This window comes from Streptomyces sp. NPDC051207, assembly GCF_040682395.1.
In the GTDB taxonomy this organism is placed as follows: Bacteria; Actinomycetota; Actinomycetes; order Streptomycetales; family Streptomycetaceae; genus Streptomyces.
Genome location: NZ_JBFBAX010000013.1, coordinates 110,261 through 135,285 on the forward strand (window position 1 = coordinate 110,261; position 25,025 = coordinate 135,285).

Sequence of the window (25,025 nt, forward strand, 5' to 3'; positions counted from 1 at the left end):
AGGCTCGCCCATGGGCGGTGGCTCATCACCTTTCGTGGCTGACCCGGCCGTCCGGCCAGGGTAAAAAGCGGTAAAGTCCGGCAGGGGCGGGCCGGCTTCCGGCCCTACTCGGGGAAGGGCTTCACCCAGCGCCGCCACTGCTCCTGGGGCGTGTACCCGGCGGCCCGCCAGGCATGGTGGGCGGTCTCGTTCCGGGTGAGGACCATCGCGTCCACGCGGCGACCGCCGAGACGTACGAAGCGCTCCTCGGCGGCGGCCAGCAGCGCCGACGCGATGCCCTGACGGCGGCGGCCGGGGTGCACCGCGAGCCGGTACAGGTGGCAGCGCCACCCGTCGAAGCCGGCGATCACCGTGCCCACCGGTTCGCCGTCGGACTCCGCCAGGAGCAGCGCCCCGGGGTCACGGGCGACCAGGAGCTCCACGCCGTCCCGGTCGTCGCTGATGCTCGTGCCCTCGGCGGCCGTCTTCCAGAAGGCCAGCACGGTGTCGAGGTCCTCGGGTCCGGCGGCCCGGATGCGCGGTGCGGTCATGCGGTGATCCCATCACGCGCGTCGCGCGGCGACCGGGCATTCCGGCATCCGGACGCTCAAGCACTGCCCAGCCGCGCCGTCCGACCGCCGCCGCTCAGAGGCCGCGCAGCCGCTCGGCGACCGGCGCGAACGCCTCCCTGTGCGGCTCCAGGACGGTCAGGCGGCCGGATCCGCGGCGCTCCCGCAGGGCCAGGACCTGTCCGGTGATCCGCTCCGGGGGACCGGCCGGCACGATGGGCAGCTCCAGCGCCTGCTCGGCCGTCGGACGCGGCAGGCACTCCAGGAACGGGCCACTCCCCGGCCGGGACCGGGGTCAGGAGACTCACGGCGAAACGGAACGGACGGCGCGGCACGCGATCCCCCTGACAGCCGGTGAGCCGACGCCGCCGCGAGTCGGTCACTCGTGCGCGATGGCCGCCAGCACGTTCATGCGCGAGGCCCGCAGCGCCGGCAGCAGCGCCGCCACGACGCCCACCACCGCCGAGCCGATCACGACGGCCACGATCGTGCCCCAGGGGATCGCCAGCGCCCGCATGCCCTGCAACTCCAGCACCTGCTGTGCGCACACGCCCCACACCAGGCCCAGGCCGAGCCCCAGGAGCGCGCCGAACACCGCGATCACCACCGACTCCAGCCGGATCATCCGGCGCAGCTGACGCCGGGCGAGACCGATGGCCCGCAGCAGCCCGATCTCGCGGGTGCGCTCCACCACCGACAGCGCGAGCGTGTTGACCACGCCGAGCACCGCGATGACGATGGCCAGCCCGAGCAGCGCGTACACGAGGTACAGCAGGACGGCGATCTGGTCGCGCACCAGCTCCTTGTAGTCGGCCTGGTCACGGACCTGGACCTGCGGATACGCGTCCAGTGTCCGCTCGAGCCGGCCGCGCAGCACGTCCGCGTCGGTGCCGGGGGCCGCGTTGACGTACAGCGCCGCCTCCTGCCCGCCCGGCAGGTACTTCTCGGCGGTGGCGATACCGAAGAACAGCCCGCCCCGCATGCCGAGGCCCTCGGCTCCGTCCTGGTCGGTGAGGGCCCGCACGGTCAGCTCGGTGCGCCGCCCCGCCGGGAACTCGACCGGGAGCACGCTGCCCACCCGGACGCCGTGCTCCCGGGCGAAGCCGGCGTCCATGGCGAGCGCCCCGTCCGCCAGCGCGGCCCGCGTGTCACCGCTCGCGTACGTCACGTGGGCGACGTCGTCGACGCCGTCGTCGTAGCCCGAGGCGTTGGTCTCGATCCGCTCGCCGTCCGGCAGCCGTACCGCCAGCGGCACGAAGCGCTGCCTGACGACCTGGCCGACGCCCTCCGTGCCGCGGACCTTGGCGGTGATCTCCGGTGCGAACGGCCTGAAGTTGTTGTTCTGGACCACGAAGTCCGCGCCGAGCGTCCTGTCGATCTGCTGGTCGAAGGACTCCGACATCGAGGCGCTCGCCACCGACATCCCGCCGACCAGCGCCAGGCCCACCATCAGGGCCGCCGCCGTGGCGCCCGTGCGGCGCGGGTTGCGCAGCGCGTTGCGCTGGCTCATCCGGCCGACCGGGCCGAACACGGCCGGGAAGGCGCCGCCCAGCACGCGGATCACCGGGCGCACCAGCAGCGGGCCCGCGATCACGGTCGCGGCCAGCGTGAGGACGACCCCGAGCCCCAGCAGCGAGGCCGCGGGGGCGGTGTCCGTCGCGGCCGCGCAGCCCACCAGGGACGCCGCGCCTAGCACCCCGACGACGCCGCCCACCACCGCGCGCGCCCTCAGCGGCCTGCCCACCCCGGCGATCTCGGCGTCCGCCAGCGCCGCCATGGGTGAGACACCGGCCGCCCGCCGCGCCGGAAGGTAGGCCGCCACGAACGTCACGCCGATGCCGACGGCGTACGCCGTGACCGGGGTGCCCCAGCCGACGACCATCTCCGCCGTCTTCAGATTCATGCCGAACGCGCTCATCAGCCGGATCAGCCCCGCCGCGAGCCCGATGCCGGCCGCCAGGCCCAGCGTGGAACCGGCCACGCCGAGCAGCACCGCCTCGGTGAGCACCGACCGCCGCACCTGCCGCCGGTCGGCGCCGAGCGCCCGCAGCAGGCCCAGCTCCCGGGTCCGCTGGGCGATCAGCATGGAGAACGTGTTGACGATCAGGAAGACACCGACCAGCACGGCGATGCCGGCGAAGCCCAGCATCACGTACTTGATCACGTCGAGGAACGTGCCGAGTTCGGCGGTGGCCGACTCGGCCTGCTGGTCCGCGGTGCGCACCTCGTAGCGGCCCGGGCCGAGTTCCGCCGTGATGCGGCGCGCGAGCTCGGCGTCGCTCACCCCGGGGGCGGCGGTCACCGAGACGCCCGTGGCCCGGTCGGCCGACCCGAGCAGCTCCCGCTGCGCGGTCTGCTGATGGAGGAAGACCAGGGTGGCGCCCGGGTTGGTGGTGGTGAAGGTGGCGATGCCGACGATGTCGACCCTGAACGACCCCGGCGGGGCCAGCACGGTCAGCGTGTCGCCGATCTCCAGGTGCTTCTTCTCAGCGGTGTCGGCGTCGAGCAGGGCCTCGCCGTCGCCGCGCGGGGCACGGCCCGAGGTCAGCGCGACCGGGCTGCGGTCGGTGACGTACCAGTTCGAGGCGATGGTCGGGGCGCCGGTGGTCGAGCCCACCGGATCGTTGCGCTCGTCGACGACGGTGACGTAGTCGACCGCCACGTCCAGATGGGTCGCCTCGGCCCCGTCCACCCGGGCGATCCGCTCGGCGAGCGAGGCGGGCAGGGTCGGCACGGTGCCGGAGACCTCGGAGGACCCCACTCCTTGTTCCGGCTCCACCGTCACGTCGGCGGACGTCGAGGCGAACAGCCGGTCGAAGGTACGGGAGACCGTGTCGGAGAAGATCAGGCTGCCGGCGACGAACGCCACCGACAGCACCACGGCCAGCGCGGACAGCAGCAGCCGGCCCTTGTGCGCGAGGAAGCTCCTGAGTGTCGCCTTCAGCACCGGGTCAGTCCCTCCCGGAGGCGGCACCGGCCGGGCCGTCGCCGTCGGACCGGCCGCGGATGCCGTCGAACCGTTTCATCCGCTCCAGCACCGCCTCCGCCGTCGGCCGGGACATCTCGTCCACGATCCGGCCGTCCGCCAGGAAGAGCACCAGGTCGGAGTGGGCGGCGGCGCCGGGGTCGTGGGTGACCATCACGACCGTCTGGCCGAGGTGGTCGACGGCGTCGCGCAGGAAGCCGAGCACCTCCAGGCCGGCACGCGAGTCGAGATTGCCGGTCGGCTCGTCCGCGAAGATCAGCTCCGGGCGGGAGGCCAGCGCCCGCGCGCACGCCACACGCTGCTGCTGGCCGCCGGACAGCTGGGCGGGCCGGTGCGACAGACGGTCGCGCAGGCCGAGCGTGTCGATGACCTGGTCGAGCCACTTCCCGTCGGGCTCGCGGCCCGCGATGTCCATGGGCAGCGTGATGTTCTCCAGCGCGTTCAGCGTCGGAATGAGATTGAACGACTGGAACATGAACCCGATCCGGTCCCGCCGCAGCCGCGTCAGCTCCCGCTCCTTCAGCCCGGTGATCTCCGTGTCGCCGAGCCACACCTGCCCGGCCGAGACCGTGTCGAGCCCCGCCAGACAGTGCATCAACGTGGACTTCCCCGAGCCCGACGGGCCCATCACGGCGGTGAACCGGCCGCGCACGATGTCCACGTCGACCGCGTCCAGGGCGAGCACCGTGGTCTCGCCCGTGCCGTACGCCTTGGTGAGACCACGCGCGCGTGCGGCGGTCCCGTCGGGCGACGCGAGGCCGGGCGCGTGCTGTGCGGCGGGAGTGGACAAGGCTGCCTCCTCGGTGGCTCCTCGTGCACGGGCGTGGGGCGTGGGGGACTGCGCCGTCGCCCCGAGCCTAGTGTGACCCGCCACACGCCCGGCATGCGCCGGGGGAGGATGTCTTCGCCACGCGCCCTTGGCCCTGCGGGCCGTCCGGCGCGGGCCCGAGCAGGCGCGGCGACCGGCCCGCCCACGCCCCGGGCCCGGGGTGCCGGTTCGTGCCGTGCAGGTACGGCACCGGAGGGTCCGGCCGGTCAGGAGCGGCGGGGCGTCCGTCCTCGCCATGCCGAGGAACCGCGCTGGCGGCGCCTGTGCCCGGCCCGCGCGTCTATCCCTCGCGCCCCGGATGCCGGGCCGTGCCCAGCACGCAGTACGACGTCGGCAGAGTCGGGCCGTTCTCCGGCATCGTCAGCCGCCGGTAGGGGCCCAGCTCGAACCCCGCCTCCCGCAGCGCGCCCACCGGGTCCCGGGAGAGATGACAGCCGCCGTTCAGCCGGGGCCACAGCGTCCGGTCCAGCGCGCGCTGCGTGAACGTCATCGCCCGGCCGCCGCCCACGCCGTGCTCGAAGAACCGCACGACACCGCCCGGGCGCAGCACCCGCCGCACCTCCGCGAGCGCCCGCGGCACGTCCCGCACGCTGCACAGCACCAGCGACACGACCGCCGCGTCGAAGGCGTCGCTCTTGACGGGCAGCGCCTCGGCCGCGCCCGGTGCCACGTCGACGGGCACCTCGGCGCGCAGGGCGGCCTCGACCGCCAGCTTCCGCAGCACGCGCTCCGGTTCGATCGCCACGACCTCGGAGACGGCGCCCGGATAGTGCGCGAAGTTCAGGCCGTTGCCCGCGCCGACCTCGATCACCCGGCCGGACAGCCCGGCGAGCAGCTCGCGCCGCACCTCGGCCATCCCCATCCGGGACTCGGCGGCGACGCTGACCCGCGCGTAGTACCGGGCGAACAGCGGATGATGGACGGCATCACGCGCGACCCTGCCGGAACCGCCCGAACGCAACGCCATGGGGACCTCCGTAGGGGGCAGGACTGGCCTCAGGGCGATTGTCCCCCGCACACCGCCGGGACATCCCGGCGGTGCGGGCCGATTTCCGGGGGCGGGGCCATGGGCCCTTCCGGAATCAAGCCCACCGGCCACCGGCCCTGGCCCTTCGGCACCGGCCCCCGCCCTGGCCCTTCGGCACCGGCCACCGGTTCCCGGTCCTTCGGCCACCGGTTCCCGGTCCCTCGGCCACCGGCCACCGGCCCTCCGGCCACAGGTCCTCCGGTCACAGGGCACCAGCCCCCGACCACTAGCCCTACGGCCACCGGTCATCAGCCCTCGGTCCTCCGGCCACCGGCCCCCGACCACTAGGCCTAACGGCCCCCGGCCACCAGCCCTCCGATCACCAGCCCCCGGCCCCCGCCCTCACCCCCTCCCCGGCGACTCCCGCACCCGGAACGCCTCCGCGTCCCACGTGCCGTACAAGCGGGGTGCCAGCCAGTCCGGGGCCGCGGTGCGGAACGTCGCCGGGGGAAGGGCCGCCGCGGACTCGGGCAGGGCCCCCAGCAGGGGCGCCCCGGCCGACTCCGGAAGGTCCGCGAGGTTGCAGCGGCACGCGAGGTCCGGGACGGCCGGCCAGCTGCCGATCACCACACCCAGCAGCTCCAGCTGCCGCGCCCGCAGCTCACGCGCCGTCAGCTCCGTCGTGTTCAGCGTGCCGAGCCCGGCCGTGGCCACGACGAGGACCGGGGCCCCCAGCAGCCGCGCCGCGTCCGCGAGCGTCCCGCCCGACGCGTCGAACCGCACGAGCAGCCCGCCCGCTCCCTCCACCAGCACCAGATCGTGGTCGGTGGCCAGCTTGGCCGCGGCCTCGGCGACGTCCTGCGGATGCACGGGCGCCCGCCCGGCCCGCCGCGCCGCCGTCGCCGGCGCCAACGGGTCGGGATAGCGGGCCAGTTCGGCCGTCGTGACGTCGCCCGCGAGCCGCGCCACCTCCGCGGCGTCCCCGCGCTCGTCCTCCCGCACCCCCGTCTGCGCGGCCTTGAGGACGGCCACCGAACGGCCCGCCGCCAGCGCCGACGCCGCCACGGCGGCCGTCGCCACCGTCTTGCCGACCTCCGTGCCCGTGCCCGTGATCACCAGTACCGGCATGTCATCCCTCCCGTGCCGCCGCGCACACCGCGCGGGCGATCCGTGCCACGTCCGCGTCACCCGTGACGTACGGCGGCATCGTGTACAGCAGGTCGCGGAACGGCCGCAGCCACACGCCCTCGCGCACCGCGGCGCGGGTGGCCGCCCGCATGTCGACGGCGTGATCCAGCTGGACCACCCCGATGGCGCCGAGCACGCGCACGTCCCGCACGCCCGGCAGCGCCGCCGCCGGGGCCAGGCCCTCGCGCAGCCCCGCCTCGATCCGCTTCACCTCGGCCCGCCAGTCCTGCCCGAGCAGCAGCTCGATCGAGGCGCAGGCCACCGCGGCGGCGAGCGGATTGCCCATGAAGGTGGGTCCGTGGGCGAGCACCGGGACCTCGCCGCGCGAGATCCCGTCGGCCACCCCGGACGTGCACAGCGTCGCCGCCATGGTCAGATAGCCGCCGGTCAGCGCCTTGCCGACGCACATCACGTCCGGCGTCACGGCCGCGTGCTCCGCCGCGAACAGCGCGCCCGTACGGCCGAACCCGGTCGCGATCTCGTCGAACACCAGCAGCACGTCGTGCGCGTCGCACGCCTCGCGCAGCACCCGCAGATACGCGGGGGAGTGGAACCGCATCCCGCCCGCGCCCTGCACCACCGGCTCGACGATCACGGCGGCCAGCTCGCCGGCGTGCCGCTCGATCAGCGACCGCAGCTGCCCGGCGTACGCCTCGTCGTACTCGGCGGGCGGTGCCTCGGCGAACACCTGGCGCGGCAGGATCCCGGTCCACAGGTCGTGCATCCCGCCCTCGGGGTCGCACACCGACATCGGCTGCCAGGTGTCCCCGTGGTAGCCGCCGCGCCAGGTCAGCAGCCGCCGCTTCTCCGGCCGGCCCAGCGAACGCCAGTACTGCAGGCACATCTTGACCGCGACCTCGACCGACACCGACCCGGAGTCGGCGAGGAACACGTGCTCGAGACCGTCGGGCGACATGTCGACAAGGAGTTTGGCGAGCCGTACGGCGGGCTCATGGGTGAGCCCGCCGAACATCACATGACTCATCCGCCCCAGCTGCTCGCGCGCGGCCTCGTTCAGCACCGGGTGGTTGTAGCCGTGAATGGCCGACCACCACGACGACATGCCGTCGACCAGTTCCCCGGAGCCGTCGGCGAGGCGCAGCCGCACCCCGCTCGCCGACTCCACCACGAGCGGCTCCTGCCGCCCGGGCATCGGGCCGTACGGATGCCACACGTGCCGCCGGTCGAGGTCGAGCAGCTCGGACACGCCCAGGTCAGGCATTGGGCGCGAGGTCGGTCCCGGCGCCGCGGCGGCGCACGGCGACGAGATCGGTCCGGGGCTGGTCGGCGGACGCCGGGGCCGCGGGCCGGGACGCGGACCCGCAGGAGGCCCCGGCAGCCGGCTCGGAGCCGCACACCCCGCCGCCGTCGTGGCAGCCGCCCGCCCGGTGCTCCGGCAGGGTCACCTCGCCGGCGCCCTCCACCTCGAACCCGGCGTCGGCGATCATGTCGAGGTCCGCCTTGCCGGCCTGGCCCTCGCTGGTGAGGTAGTCGCCGAGGAAGATCGAGTTGGCCAGGTGCAGCGCGAGGGGCTGCATCGTCCGCAGATGGACCTCACGGCCGCCCGCGATGCGCACCTCGACGTCCGGGCACACGAACCGCACCATCGCCAGGATCCTCAGGCAGCGCTGCGGGGTGAGGTGCCACTCGGTGGCGAGCGGCGTGCCCTCCATCGGGATGAGGAAGTTGACCGGCACCGAGTCCGGGTCCAGCTCCCGCAGCGAGAAGACCACGTCCACGAGGTCCTCGTCGGTCTCGCCCATGCCCGCGATCAGGCCGGAGCAGGCGGACAGCCCTGCCGCGTGCGCCTTGCGCACGGTGTCGACCCGGTCGGCGTAGGTGTGCGTGGTGGTGATGTCGCCGTACGTGGACTCGGAGGTGTTGAGGTTGTGGTTGTAGGCGTCGGCGCCCGCCTCGCGCAGCCGGTCCGCCTGCCCGTCGGAGAGCAGGCCGAGGCAGGCGCACACCTCGATGCCCTCGTTCTGCTCCTTGATCGCCTTGATGGTCTTGGAGACCCGGTCGACGTCACGGTCGGTCGGGCCCCGGCCGCTGGCCACCAGGCACACCCGCTTGGCGCCGCCGGCCACCCCGGCCGCCGCGGCCTGCGAGGCCTCGTCGGGTTTGAGCCAGGTGTACTTCAGGATGTCGGCCTTCGAGCCGAGCCGCTGCGAACAGTAGGAGCAGTCCTCCGGGCACAGACCGGACTTGAGGTTGACGAGGTAGTTGAGTTTCACTCGTCGGCCGAACCAGTGCCGGCGCACCTTTCCGGCCGCGGCCACCACATCGAGCAGGTCGTCGTCGGTCGTGGCGAGAACGGCCAGGGCCTCCTCGCGGGTCGGCAGCTCGCGCCGAAGCCCCTTGTCCACCAGCGTGTTCAGCAAGTCCATGAGAGCCGATCCTTACGTACGGAAGCGTGCCGGGCCAAGGAGAGTTCGCACAACCCTCCCCGTTCGGCGTGTGTGGATTGCCACACCGTGGGTGGCTGGTCGTCCGGCTAGTGTCTGTGCACTGCCTACAAAGGGCGGTGCCGCGCGGGGGAGGTCTGCGAAGGCACTGTCCACCACAGCACCGGAGGGGCCATGGGGTTCGGCTGGATCGAGGAGCGGGCGGCGCGGCGCCGGCGCGCCGGACTCGTACGGACCCTGCGTCCCCGGCCCGCCGAGTCGCCGCTGCTGGACCTGGCGAGCAACGACTACCTGGGCCTGGCCCGGCACCCCGAGGTCACCGAGGGCGCGGCACGGGCCGCGCGGACCTGGGGCGGCGGGGCGACCGGCTCCCGGCTCGTCACCGGCAGCACCGAACTCCACGCCGAACTCGAAGCCGAACTGGCCGGTTTCTGCGGCTTCGAGGCGGCCCTCGTCTTCTCCTCCGGGTACGCCGCGAACCTGGCCGCGGTGACCGCGCTGGCGCCGCACGGCTCGCTGATCGTCTCCGACGCGGGCAACCACGCCTCGCTGATCGACGGCTGCCGGCTGGCGCGCGGCACGACCCAGGTCGTCGCGCACGCCGACCCGGAGGCGGTCCGCAAGGCGCTCGGCGCGCACCGGGGGCCCGCCGTCGTCGTGTCCGACACGGTCTTCTCGGTGGACGGCGACGCCGCCCCGCTGGCGGCGCTCGCCGCGGCGGGCCGGGAGCACGGGGCGGGCCTGGTGGTGGACGACGCCCACGGCCTGGGCGTCCTCGGTGCCGGCGGGCGCGGTGCCGCGCGGGCGGCGGGGCTCGCGGGCGACGCCGACGTCGTCGTCACGGTCACGCTGTCCAAGTCGCTGGGCAGCCAGGGCGGCGCCGTCCTCGGCCCCGCCCCGGTGATCGACCATCTGGTCAACGAGGCCCGGACGTTCATCTTCGACACCGGCCTCGCCCCCGCGGCGGCGGGCGCGGCCCTGGCGGCGCTGCGGCTGCTGCGCCGCGAGCCGCGGCGAGCCGCGCGGGCCCGCGAGGTCGCGGCCCACCTGCACACCCGGCTGACCGCCGAGGGCCTGGAGGCGGTACGTCCGGACGCCGCGGTCGTCTCCGTGCGCGCGCCGTCCCCGGAGGCGGCCGTGCGATGGGCGGCGGACTGCCGCGCGGCGGGCCTGGCCGTGGGCTGTTTCCGTCCTCCTTCCGTGCCCGACGGTGTCTCACGGCTCAGGCTGACCGCCCGCGCGGACCTCTCCGGGGAGCAGCTCGAACACGCTGTGCGGGTCATCGGCGAAACGCGGCCATGAGTCGGCGTGGCACGGCCGTGCGTCGCCCGGAGGGCCCGGTTCAGTCGCGCCCGGGAATCGTGCGGCTCACCGGAACACGCCGGTGAACGCCGCCCAGCTCTCGGGGGAGAACAGCAGCGCGGGTCCGGCCGGGTCCTTGGAGTCGCGGACGGCGAGCAGCCCGGTTCCGGGACCGGAGTGCGCGAGGGCCGTTTCGACGCAGTTGTTCGCTCCCGTGCTGTAGCTGCTGCGCAGCCAGCGCACGTCGTGCAGGTCGTTGCTCGAAGGGACGTTCCGAGGCGGTGCGGACATGGTGCCTCCTTATGCACCGCCGGTCATACCGGCGATGAATTCCAATGAATCCTCGGGTGAAAGAGCGCGCTTGCGGAGAGAGTTGAAAGCCTCTGTGTAGGCCTCCAGGTCTTCTTTCCGTTCGAGATGGACGCTACTCGTCAACTGGTCGAGAACAACCACGTCCAGATCAGATGTACGTGCAAATGAGAAAATAACGAAAGATCCCGTGACACCGATGTGTGCCCCCGCCGAAAACGGCAGAACTTGGAGCCGGACGTGCGGCAGAACCGCCGCCGCCGTCAGCTTCTCCAGCTGCCGCGACATCACCCCGGGCCCGCCCACTTCCCGGCGCAGCACGGCCTCGTCCAGTACGGCGCTCAGCTCCAGCGGGGGCTCGGCGTGCAGGACGTCCTGCCGGGCCAGCCGCACCTCGACCAGTGCCTCCAGCCGTTCCTCGGACAGCCCCTCGACCGCGGCGCCGGTCACCGCCCTGGCGTACTCCCGGGTCTGCAGCAGCCCGGGCACCACGGTGGTCTCCAGCGTGCGCATCGCGCTCGCCTGCGACTCCAGGCTGATGAAGTCCCGGTAGGTCGGCGGCAGCTCCCCGCGATAGGCGTGCCACCAGTGGTTGCGCCCGTCGCCGTCGTGCGAGCCCGCGAGGACGAGCAGCAGCTCCCGCAGCCGGTCGTCGGCCACTCCGTAGGCGTCCAGGAGCAGCCGTACATCGTCCGGTTTCGCCCCGCTCGTGCCGGTCTCGATCCGGCTGACCTTCGACTGGTGCCAGCCCACCAGCCCGGCAGCCTCCCCACTGGTGAGACCCGCCGCAGTGCGCAATGCGCGCAGTTCGGCGCCCAGTTTTCGGCGGCGCACCGCGGGACCGTGCTGCATGGGCTTCTCCTTACTCCTTCCGAGCCGCCCAAATACGTTCTCGCGTCGCAGAGTTCACCGCTTCGAGCGACAGATATATGCAGATCTTGGTGGATCGCCTTCCTCGCCGGTGCGGTGATGGCAGTCTGACGAGGAAGCACCAGTCCGGGACCGTACTCCAACCCTCCGCTCCGTGTCGGACGCGGTCCCGTGGGAAAGGGACGGCATCGCCATGGCAGACCTTTTGGAAGCATCCGTCACTCTGCCGAGCGAGCCCGCCTCGGTGTCCGCCTCCCGGTCCTTCGTGGTGGACACGTTGGCCGAATGGGGCCTGCCGGGGGGCGCGGACGTCTCCGAGACCGTCCGGCTCATCGTCTCCGAGCTCGCCACCAACGCCGTACAGCACACCTTCGGCCAGTCACCCACGTTCCGGGTGGACGTCGCCCTGTACCGCGACGAGCGCCTGCGCCTGGCGGTGACCGACAGTCACCCGCGCTTCCCGAAGCGGCTGCCCGCCGCCGTCCAGCAGGACAACGGGCGCGGCATGGTGATCATCCGGTGGCTGGCCGCGGAGTACGGCGGCAGGCTGCACGTCCGGCCCACGCGCGAGGGCGGCAAGACGGTCTCCATCGACCTGCCCTGGCACGGCGATGCCCCGGCCGAAGCGGTGACGGCGGCGGGGCAGCAGGAGCCGTAGGGGGTCACGGGGGCGACGGCGGGCCGGGTGCCGTCGCCCGCGCGGGGTCAGCGCACGCGTCCGTACGACACGCTCCGGGACCAGATCTTCTGCAGTCGCACCACGTCGCCGGTCTTCGGGGCGTGCCACATCCTGTTGTTCCCGGCGTAGATGCCGACGTGGTACACGTAGCTGCCCGAGTGGAAGAACACCAGGTCACCGGCCTTGCGGCTGCGCGCGGAGATGTGCCGGGTCCTGTTGTACTGCTGGGCGGCGGTACGGGGCAGCTTCTTGCCCGCCTTCTTGTACGAGTACTGGGTGAGCCCGGAGCAGTCGAATCTGCCCGGGCCCGTGGCGCCGTAGCGGTAGGGGGCGCCCTTCTTGGAGGCAGCGACCTGGAGGGCTTTCCTGGCCGGTGTGGCGGCGGCAGCCTCGGAGCCTGCGCCCGGGACCACGAGGGAGCCACCCACGGCGGCGAGAGTGAGGGCCGAGGCCGTACCGGCCCGGGCGAGGAGGGACGGGACACGATTGAGCGCAGTCATGCGCAACCCTTCGTCAGCCGCCTGTGAAGGATGACCTGTCGGATTCGGGCTGGCGAAGTTGCCCGGCCGCGGCTGCGGCTTCACCCCAAGGGCTGCCCGGAACGGCTGTCGCTCCGGTCCGGCGGCCCGTCGTGCTCGGGTCCTCCACTCCTGCCGATCCACTCCTGTCGACCGGGCGTCCGGGCGGCGGCAGGACTCGGCGTCCGCCCGGACCGCCCCGCCGCGGTGGCGGGGGCTTGTCGTCAGTCAGGGATCTTGACTGATGGATGTCCGAATATCCCAATGGAACCGGCTATTTGTGTTGTTCTTCACCAATCGCCCGTTCGGGTGGACAGCCCTCTGTTCGACTGATCGTGCACCCCTCTGATGGGCCCCGGACCAGCGGCGGAACACTCCATTCCGCCCTCGCGCCGCGCGCGTTGCGCAACTTCGGAGGGCCGGAAAAAGGATGTGCGCATACTCCGACGGGGGGTACGTCGTTCGGGCCGTTTCACCCCCGGTCCGGACGCCCCGTACGGCACGACGGCGCCCGGACACCTGGGAGTGCGTCAACGGCCCGCCTGCGGCGGCAGGGTGATCCGGGACGTGCGGCGCTCGCCGTCCAGGACGCGCAGCGCCCGGGCCAGGGTGGCGGCGTGCAGCTCGCTCTCGCCCCGCTGGTGCATGAGCGTCAGCGCGTCGCGCAGGGCCACGGCCTTGCCGACCAGTGCCTGCGCCGCACGCAGGCCACGATACGTGTCGCCGTCCTGCGCGGGGTTGATACGGCCCAGCAGGTCCACGACGTCGAGGTAACGGTCGATCAACTCGGCCTCCGCGCGCGTCAGGGCGGGCAGGGGAGGCAGTTCGGGCGGCAGCACCGGCGGCTCACCTCGCGCCGGGCACGGGCCGCGTGGCCCTGTGGTCCGGGATGATCCGGTCCGCCAGGCCGTACTCCAGCGCCTGCCGCGCGTCCAGGATCCGCTCCCGCTCGATGTCCTGCCGCACCTGCCGTGCCGTACGGCCCGTGTGCCGGGCGAGCAGCTCCTCCATGCGCGTGCGCACGCGCGTCAGCTCGTCCGACTGGACGGCGAGATCGCTCACCCGGCCCTCCACCGGCTCGGGCAGCGCGGGCTGACGGAGCACCACGCGGGCGCCCGGCAGCACGTACCGCTTGCCGTGGGTGCCCGCGGCCAGCAGCACCGACGCGGCGGCGCCGGCCTGGCCGAGGCAGACCGTCTCCACGTCACAGGTGACATGCCGCAGCGTGTCGTGGATCGCCGACATCGCGGTGAACGAGCCGCCGGGGCAGTTGACGTAGAGCGAGATGTCCCGGTCCGGGGCGAGGTGCTCCAGGTACATGAGCTGCGCCGTCACGTCGTTCGCCGACGGGTCGTCGACCTGCGTCCCGAGGAACACGATCCGCTCCTCCAGCAGCCTGGTGTACGGATCGAGCGTGCGGACGCCCGCGCTCGTGCGCTCGGTGAACCCGGGCAGGACATGGCGGGCGGATGGTCGGTTCATGGCACACCCCTCCTGGCGACAGCGCCGTCCCCGGCGGAACCGACTCCGCCGGGTCGGTAAAAAATGTACAGGATGTACGTGACGTTATGATGGAGGCATGGCCTACGAGATTCCGGTGACGCAAGCCAGGGCTGAACTCGCCGACCTGATCAACCGCGTCGTGTACGGCGGTGAGCGCGTCGTCGTCACGCGGCACGGCAAGCCCCTCGTCGCCCTCGTCTCCGCCGCCGACCTCGACCGACTCGAAGAACACCGGGAGCCCGGGGCGGACCAGGTGATCAGCGCGGTCTCCACGGTCCGCGAGGCCGCCTCCGCTCCCCGCGAGCCCCAGCGCTTCGGCATCGCGGCCCAGCACCGGGGTCCCGGCGCCTCCTAGGCGACCGCTTCGCGGTCCCGCTCGTCCGCCCGGGCGGCGTCCTTCCCGGCCCGCGCCCCGAGCACCCCGCCCAGGACGAGCGCGACCCACCAGCCCGGCGTCTGGGCCGGTCCGGTCGCCGCGGCGCCGCCGAGGCACGACACCGAACACGGCAGCGTCGTCCCCGCGGCGGGCGGCAGCCACTGGCCGATCGCCCGGCGGGCCCCGGCCGCATCCCGGGCGCCGAGGCCCACCGAGGACGGGTGGCCGAACACCATCACCACCGTCGCCGTGACCCCCCACCCCGGCGTACCGGCGAGGGCCGCCGGCCCGCCCACCGCCGGCGTCGACAGGGCGAGCACCCCGGCCTCCGCCCCCCCCCGCCGCCCGTGAGCACCCCGAGCCGGCTGTGCGCGACGCCCGCCCCCAGGAGGGCCACGGCGCCGTGCGCGACGCCAATCAGGCGGAATGAGCCACCGCCGTCCCGATCCGGCGGCCCGAGGGGCGCGCCGCTCGGTTAACGTGCGCGAAACGCCGTCCCACTAGCCTGCCCCTCCACGCCACCGGGGACGTCGCACGGGTGGCCGCGGCACCCGGGCCCCGCACGGCCCGGAGCGAGGACTGTGAGGTGGGACGTGCAACTGACCCCGCACGAGCAAGAGAGGCTGCTGATCCACGTCGCGGCCGACGTGGCCGGAAAGCGCCGGGCCCGCGGGCTCAGGCTGAACCACCCCGAGGCGGTCGCCCTCATCACGTCGCACCTCCTCGAAGGCGCCCGCGACGGCCGTACCGTCGCCGAGCTGATGGCCTCCGGACGCACACTGCTGACCCGTGACGACGTCATGGAAGGCGTCCCGGAGATGATCCACGACGTCCAGGTCGAGGCGACCTTCCCGGACGGCACCAAGCTCGTCACCGTCCACGACCCGATCGTCTGACGGGGGCCGCGCGTGATTCCCGGAGAGATCCTGTTCGCCGACGGGCCGGTCGTCTGCAACGCCGGCCGTGAGGTCACCCGGCTGACCGTCCTCAACGCCGCCGACCGGCCCGTCCAGGTCGGTTCCCACTACCACTTCGCCGAGGCCAACCCCGGCCTGGACTTCGACCGCGCCGCCGCCCGCGGCAAGCGGCTCGACATCCCGGCCGGCACCGCCGTCCGCTTCGAACCCGGCATCCCCGTGGACGTCGCCCTCGTCCCGCTCACCGGCGCCCGCGTCGTGCCCGGACTGCGCGGCGAGACCGGAGGCGCCCTCGATGGCTGAGATCTCCCGCGCCGCCTACGCCGACCTGTTCGGTCCGACCACCGGCGACCGCATCCGGCTCGCCGACACCGACCTGCTGATCGAGGTCGAGGAGGACCGGTGCGGCGGGCCCGGACTCGCCGGTGACGAGGCGGTGTTCGGCGGCGGCAAGGTCGTCCGCGAGTCCATGGGGCAGTCCCGCGCCACCCGCGCGGAGGGCACCCCGGACACCGTCGTCACGGGCGCCGTCGTCGTCGACCACTGGGGTGTCGTCAAGGCCGACATCGGCATCCGGGACGGCCGGATCACTGGCATCGGCAAGGCCGGCAACCCCGACACGATGGACGGCGTCCACCCCGACCTGGTGATCGGCCCCGAAACCGAGATCATCGCCGGGAACGGGCGGATCCTGACCGCGGGTGCCATCGACGCGCACGTCCACTTCATCTGCCCGCAGATCGCCGACGAGGCGCTGTCCGCCGGCATCACGACCCTCGTCGGCGGCGGCACCGGACCGGCCGAGGGCTCGAAGGCCACCACCGTCACGCCCGGCCCCTGGCACCTGGCGCGGATGCTGGAGGCGATGGAGGCCCACCCGCTCAACATCGGCCTGCTCGGCAAGGGCAACACCGTCTCCCACGAGGCGATGCTGTCGCAGATCCGCGGCGGCGCCCTCGGCCTGAAACTGCACGAGGACTGGGGCTCGACCCCGGCCGTCATCGACGCCGCGCTGACCGTCGCCGAGCGGACCGGCATCCAGGTCGCCATCCACACGGACACCCTGAACGAGGCCGGGTTCGTGGGCGACACGCTCGCGGCGATCGCCGGGCGCGGCATCCACGCCTACCACACGGAGGGCGCGGGCGGCGGGCACGCGCCCGACATCATGACCGTGGTGTCCGAGCCGCACGTGCTGCCGAGTTCGACGAACCCGACGCGGCCGTTCACCGTCAACACCGCCGAGGAACACCTCGACATGCTGATGGTGTGCCACCACCTCAACCCGGCGGTGCCCGAGGACCTGGCCTTCGCCGAGTCCCGGATCAGGCCGTCCACCATCGGCGCCGAGGACATCCTGCACGACCTCGGCGCCATCTCGATCATCTCCTCCGACTCCCAGGCCATGGGCCGGGTCGGCGAGGTCGTCCTGCGCACCTGGCAGACGGCCCACGTCATGAAGCGCCGGCGCGGCGCGCTGCCGGGCGACGGCCGGGCGGACAACCACCGCGTGCGCCGCTATGTCGCCAAGTACACGATCAACCCCGCCCTCGCGCAGGGGCTCGCCCGCGAGATCGGTTCCGTCGAGAGCGGCAAGCTCGCCGACCTCGTGCTGTGGGAGCCGGCGTTCTTCGGCGTCAAACCGCACCTCGTCATCAAGGGCGGGCAGATCGCCTACGCGCAGATGGGCGACGCCAACGCCTCCATCCCGACGCCGCAGCCGATCCTGCCGAGGCCGATGTACGGGGCGATCGGGCGGGCGCCTGCCGCCAACTCGGTCAACTTCGTCGCCCCGCTGGCGATCGAGGACGGGCTCGTGGAGCGGCTCGGGCTCGGCAAGCGGTTCGCCGCCATCGACTCGACCCGGGGCGTCACCAAGGCCGACATGCGGGAGAACGACGCCCGGCCCGACGTGCGGGTCGACCCCGACAGCTTCGCCGTGCACATCGACGGCGAACTCGTCGAGGCCACGCCGGCCGCCGAACTGCCCATGGCCCAGCGCTACTTCCTCTTCTGACGGCGGTCCCATGTCACGCGCGGCACTCCTCCTCCTGGCCGACGGCCGCTTCCCCGCCGGGGGCCACGCGCACTCGGGCGGCGCCGAGGCGGCCGTCAGGGCCGGTCGGGTGACCGGCGCCGAGAGCCTGGCGGACTTCTGCCGGGGGCGGCTGCACACGGCCGGGCTGGTGTCGGCCGCGCTGGCCGCCGCCGCCGCGCTCGGCGCCGAACCCGGCGCGCTGGACTCGGCCGCGGACGCCCGGACGCCGTCGCCCGCGCTGCGGGTCACCGCGCGCAGGCTGGGGCGGCAGCTGGCCCGGGCCGCCCGCGCGGCCTGGCCGTCCGCCGAACTCGACGCGCTGGCGCGGGAGTTCCCCAAGGGCGCGCACCAGCCGGTGGTGCTCGGGCTCGCCGCGCGGGCGGCGGGGCTCGGGGCCGACGACGCGGCGTACTGCGCGGCGTACGAGTGCGTGAGCGGGCCGGCCACCGCGACCGTGCGGCTGCTGAGCCTCGATCCGTTCGACGCGACGCGGGTGCTGGCGCGGCTCGCGCCCGAGGTGGACCTCGTGGCCGGCCGGGCGGTGACGGCGGCCCGGGAGGCGGCCACGGCCGGGGTCGAAGCGCTGCCTTCGGCCTCGGCGCCGCTGCTGGAGATCGGGGCGGAGGCGCATGCCGCTTGGCCGGTGCGGTTGTTCGCGTCCTAGGGCGCACTCCGTCGCCCGCGCCCGGCCCCCGTGCCGGCCGGACGGCCTCGTCCTCAAGCGCCGGACGGGCCGGAGGTGCCGGACCCGGCCGACAAGGCGCCGCAAGAAGGCGCACACCGCGCCGCAGTGAAGAAGCGCGCAGCACAGAAAGCAGGATCTGCCCATGCATCTCGACCACGCGCACACCCACCACGACCCCGCCGCCCTCGGCGCCGACGCCCGGCGGCCCGACGGGGCGCGGCGGGCCCTGCGGATCGGGCTCGGGGGGCCCGTCGGGTCCGGGAAGACCGCCACCGTCGCCGCGCTGTGCCGGGCGCTGCGCGACGAGTTGTCGCTCGCCGTCGTCACCAACGACATCTATACGCGTGAGGACGCCGAGTTCCTGCTGCGCGAGGCCGTGCTGCCGCCCGAGCGGATCACCGCCGTGGAGACCGGTGCCTGCCCGCACACCGCCATCCGCGACGACATCTCCGCCAACCTGGAAGCGGTCGAGGACCTGGAGGACGAGGTGGGCCCGCTGGACCTGATCCTCGTGGAGTCCGGCGGGGACAACCTCACCGCGACGTTCTCCCGAGGGCTGGTCGACGCGCAGATCTTCGTGATCGACGTGGCCGGCGGGGACGACATCCCGCGCAAGGGCGGGCCCGGCGTGACGACCGCCGACCTGCTCGTCGTCAACAAGACCGACCTCGCGCCGTACGTGGGCTCCGATCTCGCGCGGATGGCCGCCGACGCCGAGGCGCAGCGGGCCGGGCTGCCGGTCGTCTTCCAGTCGCTGCGCAGCGCGGCGGGCGTGCGGGACGTCGCCGCGTGGGTGCGGGAGCGGCTCGCCGCGTGGCGGACGTGACCGTGCCCGGGGTGCGTGCCGAGGCGCGGATCACCGCCCGCGACGACGGCCGGGGCGGCACCTGTCTGCCGGTGCTGGAGAGCGACGGGCCGCTCGCGCTGCGGCGGACCCGCGGCGATGCCGCCGAGGCGCGGGTCGTGCTGGTCGGTGCGATGAGCGGGCCGCTCGGCGGTGACCGCTTCGCCGTGCGGGCCGAGGTGGGGGAGGGGGCCCGGCTGCGGGTGGGCTCGGCCGCCGCCACCATCGCGCTGCCGGGACAGGCCAAAGGCGAGGCCCGCTACGACGTCCGGGCCACCGTCGGCGACCGGGGCGAGCTGCACTGGCTGCCCGAGCAGCTGATCTCCGCGCGGGGCAGTGAGCTGGCCGTCACCACGCGGGTGGACCTCGCCGCGACGGCCCGGCTCGTGCTGCGCGAGGAACAGGTGCTGGGGCGGGCCCGGGAGGAACCCGGGCGGCTCGGCAGCCGTCTCGTGGTGCGGGTGGCCGGAACGTGCCTGCTCGATCAGGAGCTCGTCTGCGGACCTGGCGCGCCGGGCGGCTGGGACGGGCCCGCCGTGCTCGGCGGACACCGGGCCGTGGGCCAACTCGTCGTCGTCCGGCCCGAGTTCGCACAGCGGCCGGTCACGGCCCGGGTGCTCGCGGAGGGGGCCGCCGTGGTGCCGCTCGCCGGGCCCGCCGCGCTGGTGACGGCCGCGGCCCCCGACGCGCTGCGGCTGCGGCGGCTGCTGGACGAGGCGATGGCGTCCCTGGCCTGACGGCCGTATGCCGGGCGAAAAGTCCGGCGACCGAACAAACCGGCCCGTTTATCGGATTGGCAAAGAACGCACGCCACCCCTGTTCCCGGAGATCGCACTGCCGCGAGGATCCCCGTACTGACCGCAAGAATGTACGGGGAGGGCCCACTTGAGGACGAGACAACGGAACCGGCGGACGGCCGCCATCGGTTCGGCCGGCGTGCTCGTGACCGCCGCACTGCTGGCCGGCGCCGTCTCGGCGCCGACCGCGAGCGCGAGCCCGGCCGCCGCCGGCCAGGGCCAGGACCGTGAGGCCCGCGGCGCCGCCCTCGCGGCGGCACGCGCGGCGCAGACCGGCATCGACTGGCAGGACTGCCCCGCCGACTGGGGACTGGAGAAGCCCATCCAGTGCGGCTGGGTCACCGTCCCGCTCGACTACGCCGAGCCGAACGGCAAGCAGATCAAGCTCGCCGTGGACCGCGTCGGCAACACCGGCACCAAGGCGGAGCGCCAGGGCGCCCTCGTCTACAACCCGGGCGGACCGGGCGGCTCCGGCCTGCGCTTCCCGCGCCGGGTCGTCACCAAGAACCCCCTGTGGGCCAACGTGGCGAAGGCCTACGACTTCGTCGGCTTCGACCCGCGCGGCGTCGGCAAGTCGGCGCCCATCTCCTGCGTCGACCCGCAGGAGTTCGTCAAGGCGCCCAAGGCCGACCCGGTGCCCGACACGGAGGCCGACAAGCTCGCCCAGCGCAAGCTGGCCCGCGAGTACGCCGAGGGCTGCTACGAGCGCAGCGGCGAGATGCTGCCGCACATGACCACGCCGAACACCGCGCGTGACCTGGACGTCATCCGCGCCGCCCTCGGCGAGCGGAAGCTCAACTTCCTCGGCGTCTCCTACGGCACCTACCTGGGTGCCGTCTACGGCACCCTGTTCCCGGGCCACGTGCGCCGCATGGTCGCCGACAGCGTCGTCAACCCGTCCCGCGAGAAGATCTGGTACCAGGCCAACCTCGACCAGGACGTCGCGTTCGAGGGCCGCTGGAAGGACTGGCAGGACTGGGTCGCCGCCAACGACGCCGCCTTCCACCTCGGCGACACCCGCGCCGAGGTGCAGGACAAGTGGCTGGAGCTGCGGGCCACCGCGAAGAAGGACCCCATCGGCGGGGTCGTCGGCCCGGCCGAGCTGATCTCCTTCTTCCAGAGCGCCCCGTACTACGACTCCTCGTGGGTGCCGGTCGCCACCGTCTTCAGCAAGTACGTCGCCGGAGACACCCAGGCGCTCGTCGACGCCGCCGCCCCCGACCTGTCCGACACCGCGGGCAACGCCTCCGCGGAGAACGGCAACGCCGTCTACACGGCCGTCGAGTGCGCCGACGCCAAGTGGCCCACCAGCTGGCAGCGCTGGGACCGCGACAACACGCGGCTGCACCGCGACCACCCGTTCATGACGTGGGCCAACGCCTGGATGAACCTGCCGTGCGCGACCTGGCCGGTCAAGCAGCAGACCCCGCTGAACGTGAGGACCGGCAAGGGACTTCCGCTGGTCCTCATCGTGCAGGCCGAGCGGGATGCCGCCACCCCGTACGGCGGCGCTCTCGAACTGCACCGGCGTTTCGAGGGCTCCCGCCTCATCACCGAGAAGGACGCGGGCTCCCACGGCGTCACCGGCCTGACCAACCCGTGCGTCAACGAGCGGGTGGACGCCTACCTGCTCACCGGCAAGCTGGACGGCGCCGACGTGACGTGCGCGCCGCACGCCATGCCCAAGCCGTAGCCGGCGGCAGGGGCCACGCGAAGGGGCGGCGGGGGAGAACCACACCCCCGCCGCCCTTTCCGTCCGCCCGCCGCGGTCACCTCCGCGGCCCGCGCGGGAACCTGCGGGCCCGCTCTGCCTGCGCCTCCTTCTGCGCGGCATCCGCCTCCGCCTTCACGACGGCCGCGTACTCGTCGACGTACTCCTGCCCCGACAGCGACAGGATCGCGTACATGATCTCGTCCGTGGCGGCGCGCAGGACGGCCTTCTCGCCCTCCATGCCCTCGTAGCGGGAGAAGTCCAGGGGCTTGCCGAAGCGGATCGCCACCGGGCGGATACGGGGCACCTTCTTGCCGGGCGGCTGCGCCTCGAACGTGCCGATCATCGCGCACGGCACCACCGGCACCCCGGCCTTCAGCGCCATCACCGCGACGCCGACCTTGCCCTTGTAGAGCCGGCCGTCGTGCGAGCGCGTGCCCTCCGGGTAGATGCCCAGCAACTCGTCCTTGCTCAGCACCCCGAGGCCCTCGCGGATCGCGGCCTGCCCCGCGTCCTTGCCCGACCGGTCCACCGGGATCTGCCCCGCGCTGCGGAAGAACGCCGCCGTCAGCCTGCCCTTGATCCCGGGACCCGTGAAGTACTCGGCCTTCGCCAGGAAGGTGATGCGCCGCTTCAGGATCGCCGGCATCAGGAAGTGGTCCGAGAACGACAGGTGGTTGCCCGCGATGATGGCCGCTCCCGACGCCGGCACGTGTTCCAGGCCCTCGATGCGCGGCCGGAAGACCAGCCGCAGCAGCGGTCCCAGCAGCACGTACTTGAGCAGGTAGTAGAACAAAGGGGGCGCTCCTCACTTGGCGATCGGCTCAACCGCCGCGTTCTGGCTGGTCAACCGGCACACGTGGGGTGTCAGTGTAGGCGCGGGCACGGGCGCCCGGAACCGGTCCGCGCCCGGCCGCGCCACGCGCCCGCCGTGTTCCGGCCGATCTGGGTGGGCTCGCCCGCATACGGATTCCGCGCGGCCCGCGCCGTGCAGGCAATCACGGCAGAGGGTCCGTCAGCGGCTGCTCCGCCCAGATGATTTTCCCGTCGGACACGAAACGGGTGCCCCATCGCTGGGTGACCTGCGAGACGAGCAGCAGGCCGCGCCCGCCCTCGTCGGTGGTGCGCGGGTGCCGCAGATGGGGCGCGGTGGCGGCGGTGTCGAACACCTCGCAGATCAGGGCCCGTTCGCGGATCAGCCGGAGCCGGATGGGGCCCGCGGAGTACCGGATCGCGTTGGTGACCAGCTCGCTCACCACCAGTTCCGTCGTGAACGCCAGCTCGTCAAGGTCCCACCGCGCGAGCTGCCGCGCGGCCCTGCGGCGCGCGTCGGCCACGACCGCCGGGTCCGCGGGCAGGTCCCAGGCGGCGACCTGGCCGTCGCCGAGCCGCCGGGTACGGGCCATCAGCAGCGCCACGTCGTCGTGCGGGCGGGCCGGCACCAGCGCGTCCACCAGGGACCGGCAGTGCAGGTCGAGCGGGACGTCCGACCGCTCCAGGGCCTCGCGCAGCCGGTTGTGGTCGGCGCCGGCCTGCCAGGCGCCCGCGCGGGCCAGCAGCCCGTCGGTGTAGAGGACGAGCGTGCTGCCCTCCTCCATGGCCATCTCGACCGACTCGAACGGCGGCCCGCCCGCGCCGAGCGGCGGCCCCTGCGCCATCTCCACCAGCGTGACCGCGCCGTCGGGCGCCACGACCACCGGCGCGGGATGCCCCGCGGCGGCCATGGCGCACCGGCCGTCCACCGGGTCGTAGACGACGTACACGCACCCGGAGCCGACGGACACGGTGCTGTCGCCGCCCGCTGAGTACATCTCGATGCCCTCCTCGTGCGCCGACCGGGCCACCAGGTCGTCCAGGTGGGCGAGGACCTCCTCGGGCGGCAGGTCCAGCGCGGCGAGCGTCCGCACGGCGGTGCGCAGCCTGCCCATCGCCGCGGCGGCCCCGATGCCGTGCCCGGGCACCTCGCCCACGACGAGGGCGACACGCGCCCCGGACAGCGGAACGAGGTCGTACCAGTCGCCGCCGAGGCCGGTCAGCTCGTCGGCAGGGCGGTAGCAGGCGGCGACCTCCACCGCGTCCTGCTCGGGCAGCCGGTGCGGGAGCAGGCTGCGCTGCAGGACCAGGGCGGCGTCGCGCTCACGGCTGTAGCGCCGGGCGTTGTCGACGCAGACGGCGGCCCGCGAGACGAGGTCCTCGGCCAGTTGCACGTCCTCCCGGTCGAAGGGCTCCCGGTGGCGGCAGCGGAAGAAGGTGGTGACGCCGAGGGTGGTGCCGCGGGCGCGCAGCGGCACGGTCATCGCGCTGAGCGGGGCCGGTTCCGGGGACGTGGCGGACCGGTCGTCCGAGGGGGGCGTGGTCCAGTCGCGGGCGAGCGGGTCGAGGCGCTCCTCGCGCCAGGACAGGCCCGAGGCCAGACAGCGCACCGGCGGGGATCCCGCCGGGTAGGACACCACCCCGCCGGTCTTCAGGAGCACCCACGGGCCGTCGCCGTGCGCCGTCCGCTGCTGTCCCGCGCGCCGCAGCCGTAGCGCGTCGGTGGCCGTGACCGGCGCGATTTCGGCGCCGCGCACCACCGACTCCAGCAGGTCCACGGCGACGAAGTCGGCGAGCCCCGGCACGGCCACGTCGGCCAGTTCCTGCGCGGTCCGGGTGATGTCCAGGCTGCGGCCGATGTGCCGGCCCGCGCGGTCCAGCAGGGCGAGCCGCTGGCGGGCGCGGTGGCGTTCGGTGACGTCGACGACCGTGTAGTACACGCCCGTCGGGTGGCCCTCGTCGTCCTCCAGACGGATGAACGACATCATGTGCGCCGTCTCGCGGTGCGGGGCGGACCTGACGCGGCCGACGTGCTCGTAGCCGACGAGCGGCTCGCCGGTGGTCAGCACGTGCCGCATCTGCGCCTCGATCGACTCCGAGTCGACGCCCGGCTGGATGTCGGCGAGCCGCAGCCCGAGGCGGTCCTGGGCCGGGCCGCCGCCGAACTGCTCCAGGGCGGCGTTGGACCACACGAAGCGCAGGTCCGTGTCGACGATCGCTATCCCCACCGGGGAACCGGTGACCATCTGCTCCAGCATCGTGCGGCTCATGTCCCAGCCGGGGGCGTCCGCCAGCTCCGACAGCAGCACCAGCCAGCGCGCGGGGCCGCCGCCCAGCGCGGAGGTGATCCGGGCCATGATCCTCACCGGGCTGCCGTCCTTGCGGCGCGCGGTCAGCAGGCCCGCCCAGCCGCCGTCCCTGCGCCAGCGCTCCACGAGGTCCGGCACCCGGCGGGCGTCCGGCTCGGCCAGCAGGGCGGCCAGGCCGGTGCCCACCGCCTCGGACGCGGGGTACGCCAGGAGCGCCTCGGCGTTCCTGGTCCAGCTCGTCACCACGCCCCGGGCGTCGAGCAGCAGGGGCGCGGCATCGGCCACGTCGAACCGCTGCCGGGCCACGTCGCGCTCCTCGTAGCTGCCCACGGCCGACCTCTCTGTCGCGGAGAGTGGTCTACCACCACTTGTCCCCATCTTGACCCATACGTCCGCAGGGGGCCGGACTGGACGGGGCAGGTCGGGGGAGG

The 25,025-nt window shown here is 73.8% G+C and carries 26 protein-coding genes; 10 read left to right on the forward strand and 16 right to left on the reverse strand.

The annotated features are described in order from the left end of the window. Positions 1 to 104: 104 nt before the first annotated feature. The 8 genes from AB0M97_RS15735 to bioB all read right to left on the reverse strand — a co-directional run bounded on the left by AB0M97_RS15735 (position 105) and on the right by bioB (position 8,905). The gene (locus AB0M97_RS15735) at positions 105 to 530 is read right to left on the reverse strand and encodes a GNAT family N-acetyltransferase (protein ID WP_365961405.1); all 426 of its coding nucleotides are present in this window, start codon (positions 528 to 530) and stop codon (positions 105 to 107) included. 94 nt (positions 531 to 624) lie between these two features. Next, positions 625 to 762 (reverse strand): hypothetical protein, encoded by a 138-nt coding sequence (locus AB0M97_RS15740; RefSeq protein ID WP_365961406.1) that lies wholly within the window; start codon positions 760 to 762, stop codon positions 625 to 627. Positions 763 to 927: 165 nt separating this feature from the next. Beyond that, positions 928 to 3,495, reverse strand: a complete 2,568-nt coding sequence (locus AB0M97_RS15745) for an FtsX-like permease family protein (RefSeq protein WP_365961407.1) — start codon at positions 3,493 to 3,495, stop codon at positions 928 to 930. Between the two features lie 4 nt (positions 3,496 to 3,499). After that, on the reverse strand, positions 3,500 to 4,324 hold the full coding sequence (locus tag AB0M97_RS15750) for an ABC transporter ATP-binding protein (protein WP_365961408.1): 825 nt from the start codon (positions 4,322 to 4,324) through the stop codon (positions 3,500 to 3,502). 319 nt (positions 4,325 to 4,643) lie between these two features. Then, complete coding sequence (locus tag AB0M97_RS15755) at positions 4,644 to 5,330, reverse strand: class I SAM-dependent methyltransferase (RefSeq protein ID WP_365961409.1); 687 nt, start codon at positions 5,328 to 5,330, stop codon at positions 4,644 to 4,646. Between the two features lie 402 nt (positions 5,331 to 5,732). After that, positions 5,733 to 6,458, reverse strand: a complete 726-nt coding sequence (gene bioD / locus AB0M97_RS15760; protein ID WP_365961410.1) for a dethiobiotin synthase — start codon at positions 6,456 to 6,458, stop codon at positions 5,733 to 5,735. A gap of 1 nt (position 6,459) precedes the next feature. Continuing rightward, positions 6,460 to 7,740: an adenosylmethionine--8-amino-7-oxononanoate transaminase gene (locus tag AB0M97_RS15765; protein ID WP_365961411.1), complete on the reverse strand. Its 1,281-nt coding sequence runs from the start codon at positions 7,738 to 7,740 to the stop codon at positions 6,460 to 6,462. Next, positions 7,733 to 8,905, reverse strand: coding sequence for a biotin synthase BioB (bioB, locus tag AB0M97_RS15770; RefSeq protein ID WP_365961412.1), 1,173 nt, complete (start codon positions 8,903 to 8,905; stop codon positions 7,733 to 7,735). Before bioB ends, AB0M97_RS15765 begins: the two co-directional genes overlap by 8 nt. 192 nt (positions 8,906 to 9,097) lie before the next feature. Between bioB and AB0M97_RS15775 the strand changes: the two genes are divergently transcribed. Then, entirely contained in the window at positions 9,098 to 10,225 is a 1,128-nt protein-coding gene (locus AB0M97_RS15775; RefSeq protein ID WP_365961413.1) for an 8-amino-7-oxononanoate synthase, read from the forward strand. A gap of 66 nt (positions 10,226 to 10,291) precedes the next feature. Here the strand turns inward: AB0M97_RS15775 and AB0M97_RS15780 are convergent, their stop codons facing one another. Both AB0M97_RS15780 and AB0M97_RS15785 read right to left on the reverse strand, forming a co-directional pair. Next, entirely contained in the window at positions 10,292 to 10,516 is a 225-nt protein-coding gene (locus AB0M97_RS15780; protein ID WP_365961414.1) for a DUF397 domain-containing protein, read from the reverse strand. Between the two features lie 9 nt (positions 10,517 to 10,525). Next, positions 10,526 to 11,386, reverse strand: a complete 861-nt coding sequence (locus tag AB0M97_RS15785) for a helix-turn-helix transcriptional regulator (RefSeq protein ID WP_365961415.1) — start codon at positions 11,384 to 11,386, stop codon at positions 10,526 to 10,528. Between the two features lie 211 nt (positions 11,387 to 11,597). On the opposite strand from AB0M97_RS15785, the gene AB0M97_RS15790 reads away from it, so the two are divergent. Next, positions 11,598 to 12,062, forward strand: coding sequence for an ATP-binding protein (locus AB0M97_RS15790; RefSeq protein WP_365961416.1), 465 nt, complete (start codon positions 11,598 to 11,600; stop codon positions 12,060 to 12,062). 47 nt (positions 12,063 to 12,109) lie between these two features. Here the strand turns inward: AB0M97_RS15790 and AB0M97_RS15795 are convergent, their stop codons facing one another. From AB0M97_RS15795 to AB0M97_RS15805, 3 genes are all read right to left on the reverse strand, one after another. Then, positions 12,110 to 12,583, reverse strand: a complete 474-nt coding sequence (locus AB0M97_RS15795) for a C40 family peptidase (RefSeq protein WP_365961417.1) — start codon at positions 12,581 to 12,583, stop codon at positions 12,110 to 12,112. Between the two features lie 548 nt (positions 12,584 to 13,131). After that, entirely contained in the window at positions 13,132 to 13,440 is a 309-nt protein-coding gene (locus tag AB0M97_RS15800; protein WP_365961418.1) for a hypothetical protein, read from the reverse strand. A gap of 7 nt (positions 13,441 to 13,447) precedes the next feature. Beyond that, positions 13,448 to 14,083 (reverse strand): ATP-dependent Clp protease proteolytic subunit, encoded by a 636-nt coding sequence (locus AB0M97_RS15805; protein WP_365961419.1) that lies wholly within the window; start codon positions 14,081 to 14,083, stop codon positions 13,448 to 13,450. Between the two features lie 97 nt (positions 14,084 to 14,180). On the opposite strand from AB0M97_RS15805, the gene AB0M97_RS15810 reads away from it, so the two are divergent. Then, positions 14,181 to 14,459, forward strand: coding sequence for a type II toxin-antitoxin system Phd/YefM family antitoxin (locus AB0M97_RS15810; protein ID WP_365961420.1), 279 nt, complete (start codon positions 14,181 to 14,183; stop codon positions 14,457 to 14,459). On the opposite strand, the gene AB0M97_RS15815 is transcribed toward AB0M97_RS15810, so the two are convergent. After that, a complete protein-coding gene (locus AB0M97_RS15815) occupies positions 14,456 to 14,800 on the reverse strand; it encodes a hypothetical protein (protein WP_365961421.1) in 345 nt (114 codons plus the stop codon). The two genes, AB0M97_RS15810 and AB0M97_RS15815, sit on opposite strands and share 4 nt — an antisense overlap. Positions 14,801 to 15,073: 273 nt before the next feature. Here AB0M97_RS15815 and AB0M97_RS15820 point away from each other — a divergent pair, with 273 nt between their 5' ends. From AB0M97_RS15820 to AB0M97_RS15850, 7 genes are all read left to right on the forward strand, one after another. Next, positions 15,074 to 15,376 (forward strand): urease subunit gamma, encoded by a 303-nt coding sequence (locus AB0M97_RS15820; RefSeq protein WP_365961422.1) that lies wholly within the window; start codon positions 15,074 to 15,076, stop codon positions 15,374 to 15,376. A gap of 12 nt (positions 15,377 to 15,388) precedes the next feature. Continuing rightward, positions 15,389 to 15,700, forward strand: a complete 312-nt coding sequence (locus tag AB0M97_RS15825) for an urease subunit beta (RefSeq protein ID WP_365961423.1) — start codon at positions 15,389 to 15,391, stop codon at positions 15,698 to 15,700. Continuing rightward, on the forward strand, positions 15,693 to 17,414 hold the full coding sequence (locus AB0M97_RS15830) for an urease subunit alpha (protein ID WP_365961424.1): 1,722 nt from the start codon (positions 15,693 to 15,695) through the stop codon (positions 17,412 to 17,414). Before AB0M97_RS15825 ends, AB0M97_RS15830 begins: the two co-directional genes overlap by 8 nt. Positions 17,415 to 17,424: 10 nt before the next feature. Further along, entirely contained in the window at positions 17,425 to 18,099 is a 675-nt protein-coding gene (locus AB0M97_RS15835; RefSeq protein ID WP_365961425.1) for an urease accessory UreF family protein, read from the forward strand. Between the two features lie 163 nt (positions 18,100 to 18,262). Then, entirely contained in the window at positions 18,263 to 18,946 is a 684-nt protein-coding gene (gene ureG, locus AB0M97_RS15840; protein WP_365961426.1) for an urease accessory protein UreG, read from the forward strand. Then, entirely contained in the window at positions 18,934 to 19,701 is a 768-nt protein-coding gene (locus AB0M97_RS15845; RefSeq protein ID WP_365961427.1) for an urease accessory protein UreD, read from the forward strand. Before ureG ends, AB0M97_RS15845 begins: the two co-directional genes overlap by 13 nt. A 148-nt stretch (positions 19,702 to 19,849) precedes the next feature. Next, positions 19,850 to 21,454, forward strand: a complete 1,605-nt coding sequence (locus tag AB0M97_RS15850) for an alpha/beta hydrolase (RefSeq protein ID WP_365961428.1) — start codon at positions 19,850 to 19,852, stop codon at positions 21,452 to 21,454. A 76-nt stretch (positions 21,455 to 21,530) separates the two neighbouring features. Here AB0M97_RS15850 and AB0M97_RS15855 read toward each other — a convergent pair whose 3' ends face one another. Both AB0M97_RS15855 and AB0M97_RS15860 read right to left on the reverse strand, forming a co-directional pair. Beyond that, positions 21,531 to 22,268, reverse strand: a complete 738-nt coding sequence (locus AB0M97_RS15855) for a lysophospholipid acyltransferase family protein (RefSeq protein WP_365961429.1) — start codon at positions 22,266 to 22,268, stop codon at positions 21,531 to 21,533. Positions 22,269 to 22,470: 202 nt separating this feature from the next. After that, the gene (locus AB0M97_RS15860) at positions 22,471 to 24,924 is read right to left on the reverse strand and encodes a SpoIIE family protein phosphatase (protein WP_365961430.1); all 2,454 of its coding nucleotides are present in this window, start codon (positions 24,922 to 24,924) and stop codon (positions 22,471 to 22,473) included. Positions 24,925 to 25,025 lie beyond the last annotated feature (101 nt).